This window comes from Bacteroides mucinivorans, assembly GCF_034654355.2.
GTDB classification, from domain to species: domain Bacteria; phylum Bacteroidota; class Bacteroidia; order Bacteroidales; family Bacteroidaceae; genus Bacteroides; species Bacteroides nordii.
In genome coordinates this window covers 5,088,327-5,105,562 of record NZ_CP178179.1, presented here as the reverse complement: position 1 = coordinate 5,105,562, position 17,236 = coordinate 5,088,327, and the positions used below count along the sequence as shown (strand labels likewise).

Genomic DNA, 17,236 nt, shown 5'->3' with positions numbered 1-17,236 from the left:
AAAGAAAAGGGGCTACTACCTATACAGGCAGTAACCCCTACAAAAAAAGGACAGAACTTTTATTCAACTACAGTAACTTGCTCGCCGTTGAACACATTCAACCCCAGCTTATTCATTATATATTTGATAGCTAATTGTGCCTTTACGGAGTTGCCCGAACCATCAAGAGGAGGAGCAAATGCGGAAATACCCATTACGCCTGGGAATACACCCATGACGCCACCGCCTACACCGGTCTTTGCTGGAATACCGGAAGTATACATCCAGTCGCCCGTATGTTCGTAGAAACCTACGGAAGCAATCATAGAGGTAATTTTCGGAGCCAGACTGGCATCGAGTACTTGTTTTTTAGTCACAGGATTCACACCGCTGTTGGCCACCGTACCGGCAGCAACAGACAGCATTTCTGCTGTAACTCCCAGTGAACACTGGCGTGTATACAGGTCGAGTGACATTTCGGGATCATCATAGATGCGATTGTAATTCTTCAATAACCATGCAATAGAGCGGTTGTTGAAGTTCGTTGCAGATTCGGACTTGTATAACTCGTCAATTAATTGAGGAGCCGAACCACAAAGGTCTGTTATATTCTCCACAATTGCATTCCACTTCTGAGTAGCATCACCTACCGGTTGCACCATGGAGCAGGCGGAGATTGCTCCGGCGTTTACCAATGGAGTAGAAGGATGATCGTTTTCCAGAAGGATGGCGATGATAGAGTTGAATGGTAGTCCGGTTGCATCAGCACCAATCATGTCCAACACTTTCTGAGCTCCATATTGACGAAGAATCAGAATGGCAGTGTGAACTTTGGATACTGATTCGATACCGAAACGGTAATTGTAATCACCGACGGTAATCTTTTGGCCATTCAGCAGGCAGATGCTAATACCAAACAGGTTTTTGTCGATATTAGCCAGATAAGGTATATAATCGGCATTCTTCCCGTCTGTATTTCCTTTCACCTGTTCGTAGGCTTGCTGTACCACTTCTTTTATTTGGGATATAGAAATCTTATTCATAAAATAAAAAGCTTTATGATTTACGATTAGACAATTGAAGAATTTACGATTAGATGATTTGAATAATTTACGATTAGACAATTTACGATTTACAATTGAAATTACTCTCATTGTGATTTCCGGAGATTCTTCAATCGTACATTGTCAATCGTCTAATCGTCAATTATTACATCGTCTAATCGTAAATGTCTTTATTTACTTTGTGGTTTACCGGTATGGTTGAATACCTTTGTTGCTACGGGCAGGTTCTTGTCTTGAGCAATGCGGGTAGTAGTAGGATATTCCAGTTTCTCCAGTTCGGTAATTGCATTTTTGATATCGCCCAATAACATATCGGCCATGTCTCGGCTGAATCCCTGACGGACAACGATACGCATAACGACGTAATTCTCTAACTTAGTAGGCAATGTGTATGCCGGAACCATCCAGCCACTCTGAGCCAGCTTATCCTGCAAATCATATAGTGTCCACTTAGCATCCTTTGCATATTCCGGTTTCATGTACCAGATAAACAGTGGGTTCACTACATCTTCTGAGTAGTTCACGAATGGCATCATCTTGGCTATTTCACTATGGAGGTATTTAGCAATGGTCAGTGAGTTGTATTGCACTTCTTTGTATCCCTGGAATCCCAGACGGATAAATTGATAGTACTGTCCTAAAATCTGAGCAGCAGGACGGGAGAAGTTCAAACCTACCTGTGTGATGTTTGCACCTAAGTAGTTTACACTGAAAGACATTTCTTCGGGGAGATATTCTTTACCTTTCCAGCAAACCCAACCAAGACCCGGATAAACCAGACCGAATTTATGACCGGAAGTACTGATAGAAAGTACCCATTTCAAACGGAAGTCCCATTTTACTTCGGGATACAGGAATGGAAGGATAAAACCACCACTGGCGGCATCTACGTGGATAGGAATGTCATATCCGGTCTTGGCATTGTAAGCATCGAGTGCTTTGTCAAGAGCTTCTACGTCGTCATTCAGTCCTGTCCATGTAACGCCTTGGATAGGAACGATACAAATGGTGTTCTCGTCGCACATCTTCAGTGCTTCTTCCGGATCGAGGGTTGTTTTTTCCAGTGTCAAAGGTACTTCACGCATTTCAATCTGCCACAGTTGGGCGAATTTTTCCCATACTACCTGGAATCCGGTTGAGATAACGAAGTTTGGTTTGTCTACCGGTTTACCTTGTGCCTGACGTTTTTTGCGCCAACGCAACCATGCGGCAACACCACCAAGCATACAAGCTTCGGAAGAACCGATAGCTAACGCACCTGTTTTCCAGTCCTCTTTTTCAGGAGTATTCCACAAGTTGGCCATGATGTTGATACATTTTCCGTTCATGACAGCGATACGCGGATATTCTGTTTCATCAATATAGTTGATGTTGATTGCTTCGTTCATCAGCTTAGTGGCATATTCATCCATATAAGTGGTGACGAAAGTAGCCAGGTTCAACCGGGGTTGAGTCTGTGCAAATGTCTCATCTTTCACCATCTGATAGGCAATCTCAGGAGTTGTGGGGCCGTCGGGGATTTTCTCTACCGGAGAGGGTTGCAACATTCTGTTTGAACCAAATACATCTGTCTTGGCATCACCTTTTCTGAAATTTAAATCTTCCATTTTACGATTGTTTTTAGTTAGGTTTAGGCGATGGGGAGTTTCCCCGTCGAATTTTCCACAACAACAGTATGGGATTTTTAAAGTTTAGCCATTTTACATTATTTTGCGTTTATTGTGCTTCGTGCTTCCCGCACGGGGAGGTTTCGGCAGGCGATACTCTAACTGTATAAAGAATGAATAATGAGGTAAATTCACCACAGAGGACACTGAGAACACGGAGTTTTAAATCTCTGATGAAACACAGATTAACGCCAATTATCGCAGATTAAAATCCGGTTATTCTTTCTCTTATTTTTGTTTTCCTTTGTAGCAATCTGCGTTAATCTGCATTTCAAGGCTATCATCGCCTGGCGAACTTCCCCGTACGGGAAGCACCGCCTGCCGAAACCTCCCCGTGCGGGAAGCACTGAACTTTCTGGGGGGATGCGTTGTTGTTGTCAAATCTAAACCCCAAATATTAAAGAGAATATGAGAATACAAACAGGACGGGGCACCATTCCCCTTATCACCCTTATCGGCATTTGGTCTATATCTGCTCTGAATGCTCTACCTGGCTTGGCCGTTAGCCCTATCCTTGGAAAATTGTCTGTCATCTTTCCTCATTCCACGGAGCTTGATGTTCAGATGCTTTCATCTTTGCCTTCTCTGCTGATCATTCCTTTTATTATTCTGGCGGGAAAACTGACGGAGCGAGTTAATTTTATTCGTTTGCTGCAAGTGGGGCTTGCTATTTTTGCCCTGAGTGGTATTCTTTATCTGCTTGCCAGTGAAATGTGGCAACTTATTGCTATCAGTGCCATGCTTGGGGTAGGCTCGGGAATGATTATCCCCCTTAGCACGGGGCTTATTTCTAAATATTTCACAGGTCCTTATCGGGTGAAGCAGTTCGGATTTAGTTCTGCTATTACGAATTTTACGTTAGTGATAGCTACAGCTGTCACCGGTTATCTGGCAGAGGTGAACTGGCATTTGCCATTTGTGGTATACCTGCTCCCATTGGCTTCGTTGGTGCTGTCCGTTTATCTCAAGCGTAGTATGATTAGTGAGGAAGGGGCTGCTTCAATAACTAATACGGAAGAGAAGGAGGCCGATACGGCGGTTGATCCTGAAGTAGCAAAATATAAGCGGGGTATAAATGTGAAATATCTTTTGCAGGTGATGCTGTTCTATGGGCTTGCTACTTATCTGGCGCTTATTGTTACTTTTAATCTTCCTTTCCTGATGGAGGAATATCATTTTTCAAGTGGTAATTCTGGTATTATGATTTCGCTGTTCTTTCTGGCTATTATGGCTCCGGGTTTCTTTTTGAATCAGATAGTGGGACTTTTTCGTGAGAAGACGAAGTTTTACAGTTTATTGTGCATCGCCGTTGGATTGGCACTTATCTGGTTGTCGCCCAAAGAGTGGGTGATAGCTCCGGGATGTATTCTTGTAGGGTTAGGATATGGGGTGATACAACCTGTTATATATGATAAAACCACTCATACTGCTATTCCGAAGAAAGCAACGCTGGCACTGGCTTTTGTGATGATGATGAATTATCTGGCAATTTTGCTTTGTCCGTTTATTATAGATTTCTTTCAGTCAACAGTATTCCATATTAAATCTCAGCAGTTTGCGTTTGTATTTAATCTTGTTATAACGATTGTAGCACTAATATGGGCCTATCGTAAGCGGAATACATTCCTGTTTGATGATGGTTTGAAATAGCTTAAAACCGTATGGTATTTTACCACAGAGTACACAGAGGGCGCAGAGTTTTAAATCTTCATTGAAACGCAGGTGAACGCAGATTCTCGCAAAGGAAAATAACGATAAAATAAAGAACTACAGTTTTTTAATCTGCGTTCATCCGCGTCTCATCAGAGAAAATAATATCTCTGTGCCCTCTGTGTCCTCTGTGGTGAACTGATTCGTAACGAAGATTATGGGCATATCTTTTCGGTAGCGGAAGTACCCCTAAACGGTATCGACCCTTTTGCCCGGTGTTGTACTTTGTTTTTCTCAGAAAGGAGCGTTCCTTTTCCCGGTGCACAGTTTTGTTTTACATGTACATGTAAAGCTGCATGAGATGCACATGTCGTACTGTCCCACATGCACATGTCGTACTGCTTTACATGTACATCTAAAACAACGTTACATACCGAGGCTCAGGGCCGACGCATTAAATAATTTACTATTGCATATGTACTTTTCTTATTGTTATTTAATTGAATATTAATTATTTAGTATTATTTTATTTCGTTTATATTTCGTATATTTACATGGTAATATTAAACAGTAATTGACATGAAAATAGGTATAATTGACATTTGTAAGCAAATAGAGGACCCTCGGATGGATCGTAAAAAGTTACATAAAATGGAAACGATCATATATGTATCCATTGCTGCTGTCATCTGTGGTGCTCAGTCTTGGAATGAGATTGAAGAATTTGGCCATGCTAAATTCGATTTTTTTAAAAGTAGAATACCCGATTTAGAAGTTATCCCCAGCCATGATACTTTTAATCGTTTCTTCAGCATTATAAAACCATCCTATTTTGAGTTGATTTTCCGCAATTGGGTGAAACAAGTGTGTCAGGAGATTAAAGGTGTTGTAGCCATCGATGGAAAACTAATGCGTGGTCCTAGCAAATGTAATGATGAACATACTACCGGCAAAGAAGGCTTTAAGCTCTGGATGGTTTCAGCATGGTCTGCAGCTAACGGTATTTCTCTGGGTCAGGTAAAAGTGGATGATAAAAGTAATGAAATCACAGCTGTTCCTCTGCTAATCCATGCCTTGGATCTGGATGATTGTATCGTCACTATTGATGCCATGGGCTGTCAGTTGGAAATAACAAAAGCCATTATTGAACGGAATTCAAACTATATAATAGCTTTAAAGAAAAATCAAAAGAGCAGTTATGAATTAGCCAAGAAAATAATTGATGGGTATGAAAACAGAAATGTGATTCTCAATAGGGTTACCCGGCATACCAGCGAAAGTACAGGACATGGCAGGCTTGAAACAAGAGTCTGTACTGTAGTCAGTTATGGTCCGGTCATGGAGCCGATGTTTAAGGACAAATTTGCGGGATTGAGGTCAATAGTGGGCATGAAATCCGAAAGGATAATTTTGGCAACGGGGGAACGTACTGAAGAAACGAGGTATTATATAACTTCACTTGAAAATACTAACCCGGAGGAAATAGCCAATGCCATTAGGCAGCATTGGTCCATTGAAAACAATCTGCATTGGCAACTGGATGTTACCTTCAGGGAAGACTACAGCAAGAAAGTGCAGAATGCAGCAAGAAATTTCTCGGCAGTTACAAAAATGGCGCTCACCATTTTGAAGAATGATAAAGTCACAAAAGGAAGCATGAATCTCAAAAGGCTGAAAGCAGGATGGGATGAAAAATACCTGTCAACACTTTTACAGGACAGCGCATTTTAATGCGTCGGCCCTGTACCGAGGCTTCCTACGTTACTCTACGAGATATAGCTTTATCGATACCGGAGAAAGAGATAGATAGTAATGCCAGACAACATTTAGCGTAAAACGATATAATAACTAACATCGCTTGCCGAGCCTCCCCGTGCGGGAAGCACAAGCACCTAAAACAATAAGTATGAAGAATAAGAAACTGGAAGCCAATCTGTACATGGCTATATCAAAAGTATTCAGTGGGTTAAATATGAATGCCCTTAAATATCTACTTCCTTTGTGGATGAGTCCGCTTACCGGAGCTACGATCCGCTGTACCTTTGCTGCAGTCGCTTTCTGGATTATTGGCTGGTTTGCTCCACCCGAAGAAAAGACCTCCCGTAAGGATAAATGGTTATTATTCTTATTGGGAGCATTAGGGCTCTATGGCTTTATGTTTCTTTATCTGATTGGTCTTAGTAAAACGACTCCTGTGTCGAGTTCCATTTTCACGAGTCTTCAGCCTATCTGGGTGTTTCTCATTATGATTTTCTTTTATCACGAGAAGGCAACCGGTTCGAAAATAGTGGGCATATCCATTGCTCTTGTCGGTGCATTGGTTTGTATCCTTACACAACGGAGTGATGATCTTGCTTCGGATGCTTTTGTCGGTAATATGTTGTGTCTGTTCAGTTCTGTGGTTTATGCCATTTATCTGGTGATGAGTAAGCGCATTCTTTCTGCTGTAGGTCCTATTACAATGTTGAAGTATACTTTTAGCGGTTCGGCAGTATCCGGTCTTATTGTATCAATGATTACAGGGTTCGATGCTCCTGTATTTTCGTTACCTTTCCATTGGTTACCGTTTGCCGTATTGATGTTTGTACTAATATTCCCTACCACAATCAGTTACATGCTGTTGCCTATCGGCTTGAAATATCTGAAAACAACGGTGGTTGCCATTTATGGTTATTTGATATTGATTGTGGCTACTATTGCTTCTTTGATTCTGGGACAAGATCGTTTTAGCTGGACTCAGACTTTTGCAATTCTCTTTATCTGTGTTGGAGTTTATCTGGTAGAGGTGGCTGAAAGTAAAGATAAAAGTACACCTATGGCTACGCCGGTAAATAAGTAGTAATAGAGTATATTCAGGATAGGCGTAACCTGCATGCAGTAGATATATAACCTGCACGCAGACTATGCCTTTATTGTATGGGATAATGTCTTTATTATATAGAGACATTGCCTCTGCCATGTAGAGGCAATGTTCTTGGATACTTGCTTTGAAACACTTATCGTTTCCAGCTTCCTTTTTTCAAATAATTCAAGGCCAATCCTAATAGTAATAGTACATACAATTGTTCCGCCGTCCAGTAGATCACTAATGGTAACTCACTGGAAGCTAATCCATACAGATATCCGAGATAAATGGTAATTGTTATCATTTGGAAAATAAAGGCTGTTTTTGTCTTTCCGGTTCCAATGATTGCATTGCAATATGTATAGGCTGGCGTGGCAAGAAAATAGGTAGATAACATCAGCAGGAATGGTGGGATGGCTGTTTCAACTACCTCTTTACTGTTTGTATAAATCCCTAAAATCTGATTGGACATCAGTATTGCTACGAGTATAAACGGAGTTCCTACCGCATAACTCAGCTTTACCGTTTTCCAGCATACCGGCATTACACTTTCCGTTTGTCCTGCTCCGATCAGATTGCTGACCAGTGAGATCCCGGTTGTGGCGAATGAGTTGACAATAACGAACAGGATTACTGAGACACTCCTTACTACATTTCCTGCTGCGAGTTGCCTTTCTCCTAAATGCTCGATGGCTATGAAAAACAGAAACCACGGAGCAATACAGAAGAATGACCGGATCATTGTCCAGCTTGAAATCTGAAACAACTGTCTGAGTAACGGGAAATTGAACGAACATCTCCAGCCATATTTCTTTTTATCTACCTTAAAGTGTGTATATGTCACCAGATAGATCAGTGCTACCGATGAGGCTACCGATGAGGCTATAGCAGCTCCTGCTATTCCAAGACGAGGGAATCCACCTACGCCGAAGATGAGCAGATAGTTGAGCAGTGTATTCGTTGTCACTAACAGAATGGAGTTAACCGTCAACACTCTTGTTTTTGTAATCCCTACATAAAATGCCCTGTATGCCAGTATGGGAAATACGGATAAAAAACTATAATCCCGCCAACTTATGTATTGGATAACGGCCAGATAAATCTGGTCTGACGAAATCACTGTCCGTAGCAGTACCGGGGAAAAGAGTTTGGAGAATGTGAATGTCAGTATCGACAGTGTAATCAGAAAGAACATTCCTTGCCAGAATGTTTCCCCTGTTTTCTGGAGATTCCCTTCTCCGTTTCTTCGTGCAATCATCACTTGCAGTCCCAGGCTGAAGCCGAAGCCGAGCATATAGATTGCGATGTAATACATTCCTGCCAGTGCCGAGGCACCCAATTCGACTTCGCCCACATGCCCCAGGAAAATAGTGTCGGTAAGATTGATGAGTTGTTCCATCAGTAAGCTCATCATCACAGGAAAGTTGATGAGCCAAATTTGTTTATAAGTAAAATTCATGATTTAATTGCAAATAACACGTTAGGAGGATGACTGAAAAGTCATCCCCACGGAATGAATAAATAACTCTCTATTATTTCATCCGAAGCGTAGCTATCTGCAAATTTGCCATTTCATGAGTTAGACAAACTGATATTTCTTAAATTGATGATATGGCAAAGATAGTAAAAAACTTATTTTCCGGCATACAATCCGATGCGATTTCCTTCACAATCGGCAAAAACGGCGAACCAGCCTCGTCCTTCGGCTTCGATTTTTGTCTTTGGGATGATTATTTTCCCACCGTTACGTGTGATTGCTGTTGTCATAAGCTCTATATTTTCACAATTGAAGTGAATCAGAACCCCGTGTTCCGAGGGATTGAATCCTTCTGCATAAGAGATCGCTCCCACACTCTGTTCTTCACCTTCTTCAACAAAGAATGCCATCTTTTCTGTTTCACACTCTGCTACCGGCATCTTGATGCCAAAGATTGTCTCGTAGAACTTTACCGCCCGGTTGAAGTCGCTTGCCGGAATCTCAAAAAATGAAATCAACTTACTCATAGTCTTCTGTTTTTTAATGATTAATTAATTTGCTTTGCAAAGACACTGCAAAAGTAGGAACGGCAGTCGGCGTATGATAGGAAAAAAAGGACATTCTATCTTTTAGAGTGTAGAGAAGTAATCGGAGTAAGGTGCACAAAGTGCCAGATACTCTCCCGGCGTATAACCGGAAAAAGCTTTAAATTCTTTAATAAGATGGGATTGGTCATAATATCCGCATTCATAGGCCAGTTGGGCAAAATTGATGTCCGGCTGTGTTTGCAATGTGTACAAAGCCCGTTGTAAACGGACAATACGGATAAACTCTTTGGGTGTAGTGCCTACATATTCATGGAAGACCCTGTTAAACTGCTTATCGCTGAGGCAGGCTGTCTGGGCCAGACTGTGAATGGCAGGTTGGGGACACTGGTTTATTTCTTGTATGGTAGCCCCTATTCTCTTTATGTTATATTCAGCGGAAGAATAGAAGCGTTGGAGCAGAAAGTACTCTATTAGTTCTATACATTGTGTATCATCCGGTGTCTCTGCGACTCGTTTAGCCAGGTCTGCCAATGCGATGTCTCCGATATCTTCTATTGAAACATTCATTCCATATGTTTCTCTGACAGGTAACCGGAAAAAGAGTTTCGGTGTATAAGGCTGAAATACAACAGTGATCATATCAATATTTCCGGTAGAGGCCACATCGACGTAAGTATTAGATTGTCCGCAGATGAAAGCCTGTGGCTGTAGTTGCCGGGTGGTAGACGAAAACAGTTGTTTACCCCGATGGAAAGTTAAATGAACGCACCCGACAGGAATGGTTCGTTCCGTGACGGGTGCGGAGATATCAATCCGTAATATCCAGTAATACTTGATAAACGGAGTTAGTGCGGCACAAGGCTTAATGAGGCTGAATGTTTCCATACTGTGAGCAAAGATATTTTATAAATGCAGAACGTGCAAAAATACTTCTTTGCTTTTTCTTCTGATTGTAAAAAAGAGACATTCAATCCTTTTGAGAAAATAAGCCTACTTGATATTAGGGTTCAGGCTGTGCCAATCTTTTATTGCCGGGATAATCCCCATTTCAATGACCTCATCACGCAGTTTGCACAGATGTTTATAACTGTTTTCCAGTTCTTGCTGTTCGGTAGGAGTACCCTGTACTTCTTTATAGCTGACACCATCTTTCGTGATAGACGTTTCCATTGCCATCATGATATGGTTGAATTTTCCGTCGGATACATACGTGCCGGCTGGCCAGCGGAAAGGTTGTCCTCCCATAGCTGCAGCGATCATTTCAATAGAAAGATAGGCCGGGCTTTGGAAAGAAGAACGTCCTCGCAGGTCGATGATGTGCTTACCACCCTGAATAACACGTTGTTTGATAGCCTCCCATTCTGTTTGGGGCAGGTGGGTAGTACCAATCCAGTTGGTCAATGTATCACCATCTACGGTAGTAGTGGATGCAAATACTGCCATTTGTTCGCCATGCCCACCGTAGGTACGACAATTTTGTATCTTGGAAGCAGGTATTTTGAAGAACTTTACCAATTCGTTTTGCAGACGGGTGCTATCCAATGCTGCAAGTGTAGATACCTGTGAGGGTTTCAGACCGGAATAAAGCAACGTGATCAATCCTGTAATATCTGCCGGATTGAACACTACTACCACATGTTTCACGTTAGGGCAGTATTGGCGGATATCTTTACCAAATTGGGCGGCAATCTCTGCATTTCCCTTTAAAAGATCTTCACGTGTCATACCAGCTTTACGGGCAGCACCACCGGATGAAACGACGTAAGCTGCTCCCGTCAGTGCTTCCTTGATGTCAGAAGTATAGGTGAGGTTGACATTTTCAAATCCACAGTGATATAACTCTTCGGCTACACCTTCCAGTGCGGGTGCATACGGGTCATACAGGCAGATGTTAGGGGTAAGTTTCATCATCATGGCAGTTTGGGCCATATTTGAGCCAATCATTCCGGCAGCTCCTACAATCGTTAATTTCTCGTTGGTTAAGAATTCCATAATCTTATATTTTTTATAAATGAATAGGCGGTTTTTATGTTCACGCTACAAATATAACGACTTAATCGCCAGAATGTTCATTGAAAAAAGTTCTGGCTGATAATGAAAAGTTATATCGAAGAAAGGGATATCGTTTAAATAAACTATCTTTGCGAAAAATAATAGTTGGAATTTAGTTACTGACAGCTTGAAATCCTTTAATCTGACTCTGACTACGAAAATATGTTGTATAGATTCTAACTATTAACCAATAAATTTTAACTACTGGAATATTATGCGCATTGAATTAGGAAAATTCAACCAGCTTGAGGTTGTAAAAGAGGTCGATTTCGGAATGTATCTTGACGGAGGCGAGGAAGGTGAAATTTTGCTGCCTACTCGTTATGTACCCGAAAATTGTCAAATAGGAGATGTATTGAATGTATTTCTCTATCTCGATAATGAAGAAAGACTGATTGCTACCACATTGACTCCATTGGTGCAGGTGGGGGAGTTTGCTTGTCTGGAAGTGGCATGGATTAATCAGTTTGGCGCATTTCTCAATTGGGGATTGATGAAAGACTTGTTTGTGCCTTTCAGTGAACAGAAGATGAAAATGCAGGTAGGTAATAAATACATTATCCATGCTCATCTCGATGATGAAAGTTATCGCATTGTAGCTTCCGCAAAAGTAGATCGTTATCTTTCCAAAGAGAAAGCAGAGTATCAGCCGGGAGAAGAAGTTAATATTCTTATCTGGCAAAAAACAGATCTTGGGTTTAAAGCTATTATTGAGAATAAGTTTGGTGGTTTACTTTATGACAGCGAAATATTTCAGCCTTTGAAAACAGGAATGGAACTGAAGGCTTATGTGAAACAGGTTCGCGAGGATGGGAAAATAGATTTGATACTTCAGAAACCGGGGTTCGGGAAAGTAGATGATTTCTCACAAGCATTGTTCCAATATATAAAGGATAAAGGAGGTAGGATTTTGTTGACGGATAAAAGCCCTGCAGAAGATATCTACGAAACCTTTGAAGTGAGTAAGAAGACTTTCAAAAAAGCTGTTGGCGACTTATACAAGAAACGCCTGATCGTTTTGGAGGAAGATGGAATCCGGTTGGTATAATCCTAACCATGATAGGGGAATCCCTATACACGAATATAGATAATCATTAGGGTGGGGAGTTTTCTCACCCTATTTTTGTGGTATAAGAAAACACAAAAGTTGAATTACTTAAATGTATAGGGTATGAAAAAGATACATGTTTTATTGATGTTGTTGCTTCTGGTGATAAGTGCTGGTTGCGGTTCTATGAACAAGATCATGAAAGTACAGGAAGGAATGAGCAGGCAGGAGATCTCAAAGATTTTCGGCACACCGGATTACCGTCGTTTTGACAGAGGAATGGAAGAATGGGAGTATCACAGTCTGTCTGTTATTGGGGGAGAAACTAAAATAACCGTGATTACGTTTGATGAAGGAAGGGTATCAGGCATGAATACATTTGTCCGGGAAGTGTACACACATCCGGTGCCGGTACCACATATACATTAAAATATATGTTTTCAAGAGAAAAGTTTCACTTAAACAATACAGATTATGAAAAAGATACATACTTTTGGCATCTTGTTGATGATGATATTGCTTGGCAGCTGCATCTCTTCTCAAGCAGGCTTTACAAACGAACAGTTACTGAGTATTCGTAAAGGGATGACGCTGGAACAGGTAACAGATGTACTTGGCTCACCTTCTTACAGGACTTTTAATGACAAAGGGGAGGAGTGGGAGTTTCGGGTGTTCGTGTTTTCCGGTTGGTCTGTAGTTAAGGTATATTTTGTAGACGGGAGGGTGACGGAAATGAAATCTTACTTGGAGAAAGAGAGTGATTGCCATACCCGGACAGATAAAAATAAAATAGAAAAGATATGATACGTAAATTGATACTTGGTTTTTGTTTTCTGCTGGCAGTGGTTTCAGTAAAAGCTTTTTCTCTGAATGGCATTTCTATTGAAAGTCCTCGGGAACAAGTGGTTGTGTTTATTGATGGACGGCAGGTATGTAAACCTACATTCAGTTGCTTTGTTGCCAACCTGGACGGAGGCAGTTACCGTGTACAGGTGTATGCTGCCCGTCGCGGAGAACGGTTTAACAGAGAAAACTTATTGCTGGATGAACGTGTTTATTGTTCAAGCATGAGAGTGAAAGAGATTGTTATTGAAGGTACAAATTATCCGGGGCACAGGCCTGACCGACCTGGACATAGACCGGACGATTTTAATCCATGGGAGCCGGTAATGAGCGATGATTCCTTTGAACAGTTTATAAATTCATTGAGAAATCAACCTTTTGAATCCGACCGCAATGCTTTATTCGACAATGCTTTAATGAGTTCTTATTTTACTACCGATCAGTGTATCCGCTTGTTGGAATTTTGCAGGTTTGATAGCGAAAGAAAACCATTCCTTATAAAGATATATCCGAGAATTGCTGATAAAGCAAACTTCTTCCGGGCACTGGACAAACTGACATTTAGTTCGGATAAGAAAGAAGTAAATGACTTTATAAAAAGATATCACCAAAGTAATAATATAAAATAATATACCGATTATGAAACGATTGATTATACTATTATTTGCCATCGGGATAACTGCCATGAGCAGTATGAGTATGGCGGCTATGAGTAATAGCAGGGTACGCAAAGAGACGCGCTTCCTGACTGATAAGATGGCGTATGAACTAAACCTGAATACGCAACAGTATAATGATGTCTATGAAATCAATTTTGATTTTATCTATTCCATTCGCTATTTGATGGACGATGTAATACGCGGATACGAATGGGCACTGGATGATTATTACAATTATCTGGATGTGCGTAATGACGATTTGCGTTGGGTGTTGAGTGACTCACAGTATCGTAGGTTCCTGGGACTCGATTATTTTTATCGTCCGATATATGCTAATACAGGTGGGTGGAACTTCCGTGTGTATATCACATATACGAACCATAACCACTTCTACTTCCCAAAACCACCTCATTATCGTAGTTATTCCGGAGGACATTACCGGACACATTTTCATAATGTAAGTTATTATCGTGGGCGCTATAACCATAGTTATTATCGAGGAAACTATAGTGTGAGAAATGATCGGGTGTACCATACTAATCGTCGTTCGGACTTCGGATCGGTGAATATTCGTCCGAATACAAGTACAAGGCCTTCTTCCAGACCCGGAACTCGTCCAAGTACTGGTACAACTACCCGTCCAAGCACTGGTACAACTACCCGTCCGAGCACTGGTACAACTACCCGTCCAAGCACTGGTACAACTACCCGTCCGAGTACTGGTACAACTACCCGTCCAAGCACTGGTACAACTACCCGTCCAAGCACCGGTACAACTACCCGTCCGAGTACCGGTACAACTCGTCCAAGTACTACTCCGGGGACGTCAACCCGTCCGGGAAATTCTGAAACGAAGCCAAGTTCTACCTCTCGGCCTACTACGCGGCCAAGTAGTAGTTCTTCATCTTCAAATCGTGAAAGTACATCAGGTAGTAGAAGAGATAATAATACTTCAGGCAGCAGTAGCAGGGTAAATAGCAGTACAAGCCACAGTAGTACAAACTCCGGAAACAGTAGCCGCAGAAGTAGTTCTTCAACTAACCGGGAAACGACTTCCCCAAGTAATAGTCGTCGTAGTTCGGTTTCCAGTGGTCAGTCCGGACGTAGTTCTTCTTCCTCCAGTTCATCTTCAAGTAGCAGAAGTTCTTCTTCCAGCTCTTCTGAACGGGGAAGTAGTTCAAGAAGATAAATTATTGGGAAGTTCTTATCAATCAGGGATTATAAAGGGACGATTGGTAATTCCGGAAATAGATAATTAAAAAACTCCTCTTTTTCTATATAAATAAGGGAAAGAGGAGTTTTATGATTTGTTTGGGAAGTGCATAACTGTTTTTAGCTGTTTATTCATAGCTGTCGTCCGTCTCATTTTCCTCTTCTTCTTTTTCTGAAGAGTAGGCTTTTATTATATCTTTGGCGGGACCCGTCAATTGAATGTCCGGTTGGATTCCTGCAGCTTCAGATTCACTTATTAAACCTTTCTTTGCTAATCGTCCGGCGATAAGTCGGTAATACTCCTCCAGGTTCTCTTTTAGTTTCATATCTGTAGTGAAAGAGTTGCGAAAATGTTTTGGCTTCGGAATAATGGAAGCCAGAAAAATACTTTCCTCTGTCGTCAGTTGTGACGGACGTTTACTAAAGTAAAAAGCGGCAGCTTCATGTATACCATATACCATTGGCCCCCATTCAACTATGTTTAAATAAACCTCATACATCCGTTCTTTGGATGTCAGCCTTTGTGTTTCTATTAACCACACAATAAGGGCTTCTTCCAATTTTCGAGCAAAGTTTTTATTTCTGGTAAGAAATACGTTCTTGACCAATTGCATACTTATTGTACTACCTCCCCGTGCAAAACGTTTTACTTTTAAATCGTGTATCAGTGCTTCGCGCATCGCATCAGGCAAAAAACCGCGATGATAGTAAAAAGCCCCGTCCTCACTTTGTAAAACTGACATCTGCAATAGAGGCGATATTTCGTTTAATGGGGTGAAATGTTCCCAAGAGGGGCCGACAGGAAATGTACGTACCGGCAGACCATTTTCGTAAGCTGTATACTCGAATTCATCGGACATCTTTCTTAAATTGGTAGCTCCATATTCCAATATACGAAAATCTTTCTCTTTCAGTTCTGACTCAAATTTCAGACTATCCGGTGAAGCGAAATTTATATCCAAGAGAAAGCGATAGGCAAGGTTACCACTTGTTTTGATGCCCTTGAGGTTACTGAATAATCCTTTGGGAAGTGAGCTGAATAAATCATCAGCAGGAAACCAGGTTTTGTTTACTGAAGCTGTGAAATGCCAATTTTCTTCTTGTTTTTCTATCCGTACGTATGGGTGGAAATCTAATTTGTTGAATGTGACGGTAGTCATACTATCCAACTCTATGGCTTGTCCGGAAATGTTGATTTGATAAGATAACTGTCCCTGGTTTAAGTTGATGATTTCCGGCGAGAGCGCTTTATGATAAACAGTCAGCCCGCTGACTTTTGCCCGGCCACTGAGTGAGAGCACCCGATTATCATTGCTTTGTGTTAAGCTGCAAGATAAAGTGTCAAAGCCAGCCTTTGCATCAAATCGTCGGGAAATAGATGGAAGTGAAATCGCTTGTCCTTCTTTTGGATACATTTCAATTTGTAGTGTACGTGTATGGTGGTTGAGTTCCCCATGAGTAATCCAATACTGGATAAGAGTATCTTCACGTACTTTTATCACAGAATGGAAATGGTTATTATTGATTTGAAGTGAGGGGAAAGTGATTGTGACGAAATTGTTATCCTTTTGCTCTGTAACACAAACTCGGTTTAATTCACCATTGGCCGGCAGAAAGCCGAAAATCAGATTTAGAAGCCTGTTGGCTTTTTGTGCGTAATCTTCCTTTTTGGCATGCTTCAACTGTTGTACTTTCGGGTGTCTTTGCATAAAAAGCCAATCATAATTTGCTGTGGAGTCCTTTTTGATGAAATGGATATATAGACCATCTACCTTTATATCATTTATCTCGATCTTTTTAGTAATCATGGTCTGAAACCGGAGCCGAATATTTGCTGATTGTAAATGGAGAAGGGTATCCTGACCTTTGGGAACAATAGAAAAATCATTTAACACTATTTCATTAAAACCGTTCAGGTGTATATCTTCATATTGAATTTGCAATTCATATGCCTGTTCTACCTGTTGGAGGCGTTGCTCAACCAAGTGTCTTATAATCTTGTTACGGCTCAGATACAACCCTGTCAGGCCAATGATGATAATACATCCGATGACTACTGTTGACTTTAATGCAATTTGTTGATACCTTTGCATAAACTTTCTCCCTTCTTGTTAGAGCTTGATTTTCTGGCTGCAAAGTTAACTATAAACTATTATTCGTAAGTACTGTATCCTAATTAAATGATCGTATCA

The 17,236-nt window shown here is 41.1% G+C and carries 15 protein-coding genes; 8 read left to right on the top strand and 7 right to left on the bottom strand.

The window, feature by feature from the left end; all coding sequences use genetic code 11:
* Window positions 1-59: 59 nt before the first annotated feature.
* Both glsA and VCM39_RS19420 read right to left on the bottom strand, forming a co-directional pair.
* Window positions 60-1,022 (bottom strand): glutaminase A, encoded by a 963-nt coding sequence (gene glsA, locus VCM39_RS19425; RefSeq protein ID WP_221650288.1) that lies wholly within the window; start codon window positions 1,020-1,022, stop codon window positions 60-62.
* Window positions 1,023-1,213: 191 nt separating this feature from the next.
* Window positions 1,214-2,650 (bottom strand): glutamate decarboxylase, encoded by a 1,437-nt coding sequence (locus tag VCM39_RS19420; RefSeq protein WP_221650289.1) that lies wholly within the window; start codon window positions 2,648-2,650, stop codon window positions 1,214-1,216.
* Window positions 2,651-3,118: 468 nt separating this feature from the next.
* Here VCM39_RS19420 and VCM39_RS19415 point away from each other — a divergent pair, with 468 nt between their 5' ends.
* The 3 genes from VCM39_RS19415 (at window position 3,119) to VCM39_RS19405 (ending at window position 7,199) form a co-directional block, all read left to right on the top strand.
* Entirely contained in the window at window positions 3,119-4,360 is a 1,242-nt protein-coding gene (locus tag VCM39_RS19415; protein ID WP_221650290.1) for an MFS transporter, read from the top strand.
* 579 nt (window positions 4,361-4,939) lie between these two features.
* The gene (locus VCM39_RS19410) at window positions 4,940-6,091 is read left to right on the top strand and encodes an ISAs1 family transposase (protein WP_007482973.1); all 1,152 of its coding nucleotides are present in this window, start codon (window positions 4,940-4,942) and stop codon (window positions 6,089-6,091) included.
* Window positions 6,092-6,266: 175 nt separating this feature from the next.
* Window positions 6,267-7,199: a DMT family transporter gene (locus VCM39_RS19405; protein ID WP_221650291.1), complete on the top strand. Its 933-nt coding sequence runs from the start codon at window positions 6,267-6,269 to the stop codon at window positions 7,197-7,199.
* A gap of 157 nt (window positions 7,200-7,356) precedes the next feature.
* Here VCM39_RS19405 and VCM39_RS19400 read toward each other — a convergent pair whose 3' ends face one another.
* From VCM39_RS19400 to VCM39_RS19385, 4 genes are all read right to left on the bottom strand, one after another.
* A complete protein-coding gene (locus VCM39_RS19400) occupies window positions 7,357-8,664 on the bottom strand; it encodes an MATE family efflux transporter (RefSeq protein ID WP_322933609.1) in 1,308 nt (435 codons plus the stop codon).
* 173 nt (window positions 8,665-8,837) lie between these two features.
* Complete coding sequence (locus VCM39_RS19395; RefSeq protein WP_025866783.1) at window positions 8,838-9,209, bottom strand: VOC family protein; 372 nt, start codon at window positions 9,207-9,209, stop codon at window positions 8,838-8,840.
* 102 nt (window positions 9,210-9,311) lie between these two features.
* Window positions 9,312-10,115, bottom strand: coding sequence for a helix-turn-helix domain-containing protein (locus tag VCM39_RS19390; RefSeq protein WP_289292756.1), 804 nt, complete (start codon window positions 10,113-10,115; stop codon window positions 9,312-9,314).
* A gap of 105 nt (window positions 10,116-10,220) precedes the next feature.
* On the bottom strand, window positions 10,221-11,222 hold the full coding sequence (locus VCM39_RS19385) for a malate dehydrogenase (RefSeq protein ID WP_221650294.1): 1,002 nt from the start codon (window positions 11,220-11,222) through the stop codon (window positions 10,221-10,223).
* 274 nt (window positions 11,223-11,496) lie between these two features.
* On the opposite strand from VCM39_RS19385, the gene VCM39_RS19380 reads away from it, so the two are divergent.
* From VCM39_RS19380 to VCM39_RS19360, 5 genes are all read left to right on the top strand, one after another.
* Window positions 11,497-12,330, top strand: coding sequence for a S1 RNA-binding domain-containing protein (locus tag VCM39_RS19380; protein WP_221650295.1), 834 nt, complete (start codon window positions 11,497-11,499; stop codon window positions 12,328-12,330).
* A gap of 123 nt (window positions 12,331-12,453) precedes the next feature.
* On the top strand, window positions 12,454-12,759 hold the full coding sequence (gene bamE / locus VCM39_RS19375) for an outer membrane protein assembly factor BamE (RefSeq protein ID WP_221650296.1): 306 nt from the start codon (window positions 12,454-12,456) through the stop codon (window positions 12,757-12,759).
* Window positions 12,760-12,804: 45 nt separating this feature from the next.
* Window positions 12,805-13,134 carry an outer membrane protein assembly factor BamE gene (gene bamE, locus VCM39_RS19370; RefSeq protein ID WP_221650297.1) on the top strand — a complete coding sequence of 110 codons (330 nt, stop codon included), beginning with the start codon at window positions 12,805-12,807 and terminating at the stop codon, window positions 13,132-13,134.
* Entirely contained in the window at window positions 13,131-13,802 is a 672-nt protein-coding gene (locus VCM39_RS19365; protein ID WP_322933610.1) for a DUF4476 domain-containing protein, read from the top strand. The genes bamE (VCM39_RS19370) and VCM39_RS19365 overlap by 4 nt, the downstream gene beginning before the upstream one ends.
* Window positions 13,803-13,812: 10 nt before the next feature.
* The gene (locus VCM39_RS19360; protein WP_322933611.1) at window positions 13,813-15,021 is read left to right on the top strand and encodes a hypothetical protein; all 1,209 of its coding nucleotides are present in this window, start codon (window positions 13,813-13,815) and stop codon (window positions 15,019-15,021) included.
* A 151-nt stretch (window positions 15,022-15,172) separates the two neighbouring features.
* On the opposite strand, the gene VCM39_RS19355 is transcribed toward VCM39_RS19360, so the two are convergent.
* Complete coding sequence (locus tag VCM39_RS19355; protein WP_322933612.1) at window positions 15,173-17,137, bottom strand: biosynthetic peptidoglycan transglycosylase; 1,965 nt, start codon at window positions 17,135-17,137, stop codon at window positions 15,173-15,175.
* Between the last annotated feature and the right edge of the window lie 99 nt (window positions 17,138-17,236).

Coding starts and splice junctions, on each gene's coding strand:
- glsA (WP_221650288.1), bottom strand. CDS start 1,022: ATGAATAAGATTTCTATATCCCAAATAAAAGAAGTGGTACAGCAAGCC.
- VCM39_RS19420 (WP_221650289.1), bottom strand. CDS start 2,650: ATGGAAGATTTAAATTTCAGAAAAGGTGATGCCAAGACAGATGTATTT.
- VCM39_RS19415 (WP_221650290.1), top strand. CDS start 3,119: ATGAGAATACAAACAGGACGGGGCACCATTCCCCTTATCACCCTTATC.
- VCM39_RS19410 (WP_007482973.1), top strand. CDS start 4,940: ATGAAAATAGGTATAATTGACATTTGTAAGCAAATAGAGGACCCTCGG.
- VCM39_RS19405 (WP_221650291.1), top strand. CDS start 6,267: ATGAAGAATAAGAAACTGGAAGCCAATCTGTACATGGCTATATCAAAA.
- VCM39_RS19400 (WP_322933609.1), bottom strand. CDS start 8,664: ATGAATTTTACTTATAAACAAATTTGGCTCATCAACTTTCCTGTGATG.
- VCM39_RS19395 (WP_025866783.1), bottom strand. CDS start 9,209: ATGAGTAAGTTGATTTCATTTTTTGAGATTCCGGCAAGCGACTTCAAC.
- VCM39_RS19390 (WP_289292756.1), bottom strand. CDS start 10,115: ATGGAAACATTCAGCCTCATTAAGCCTTGTGCCGCACTAACTCCGTTT.
- VCM39_RS19385 (WP_221650294.1), bottom strand. CDS start 11,222: ATGGAATTCTTAACCAACGAGAAATTAACGATTGTAGGAGCTGCCGGA.
- VCM39_RS19380 (WP_221650295.1), top strand. CDS start 11,497: ATGCGCATTGAATTAGGAAAATTCAACCAGCTTGAGGTTGTAAAAGAG.
- bamE (WP_221650296.1), top strand. CDS start 12,454: ATGAAAAAGATACATGTTTTATTGATGTTGTTGCTTCTGGTGATAAGT.
- bamE (WP_221650297.1), top strand. CDS start 12,805: ATGAAAAAGATACATACTTTTGGCATCTTGTTGATGATGATATTGCTT.
- VCM39_RS19365 (WP_322933610.1), top strand. CDS start 13,131: ATGATACGTAAATTGATACTTGGTTTTTGTTTTCTGCTGGCAGTGGTT.
- VCM39_RS19360 (WP_322933611.1), top strand. CDS start 13,813: ATGAAACGATTGATTATACTATTATTTGCCATCGGGATAACTGCCATG.
- VCM39_RS19355 (WP_322933612.1), bottom strand. CDS start 17,137: ATGCAAAGGTATCAACAAATTGCATTAAAGTCAACAGTAGTCATCGGA.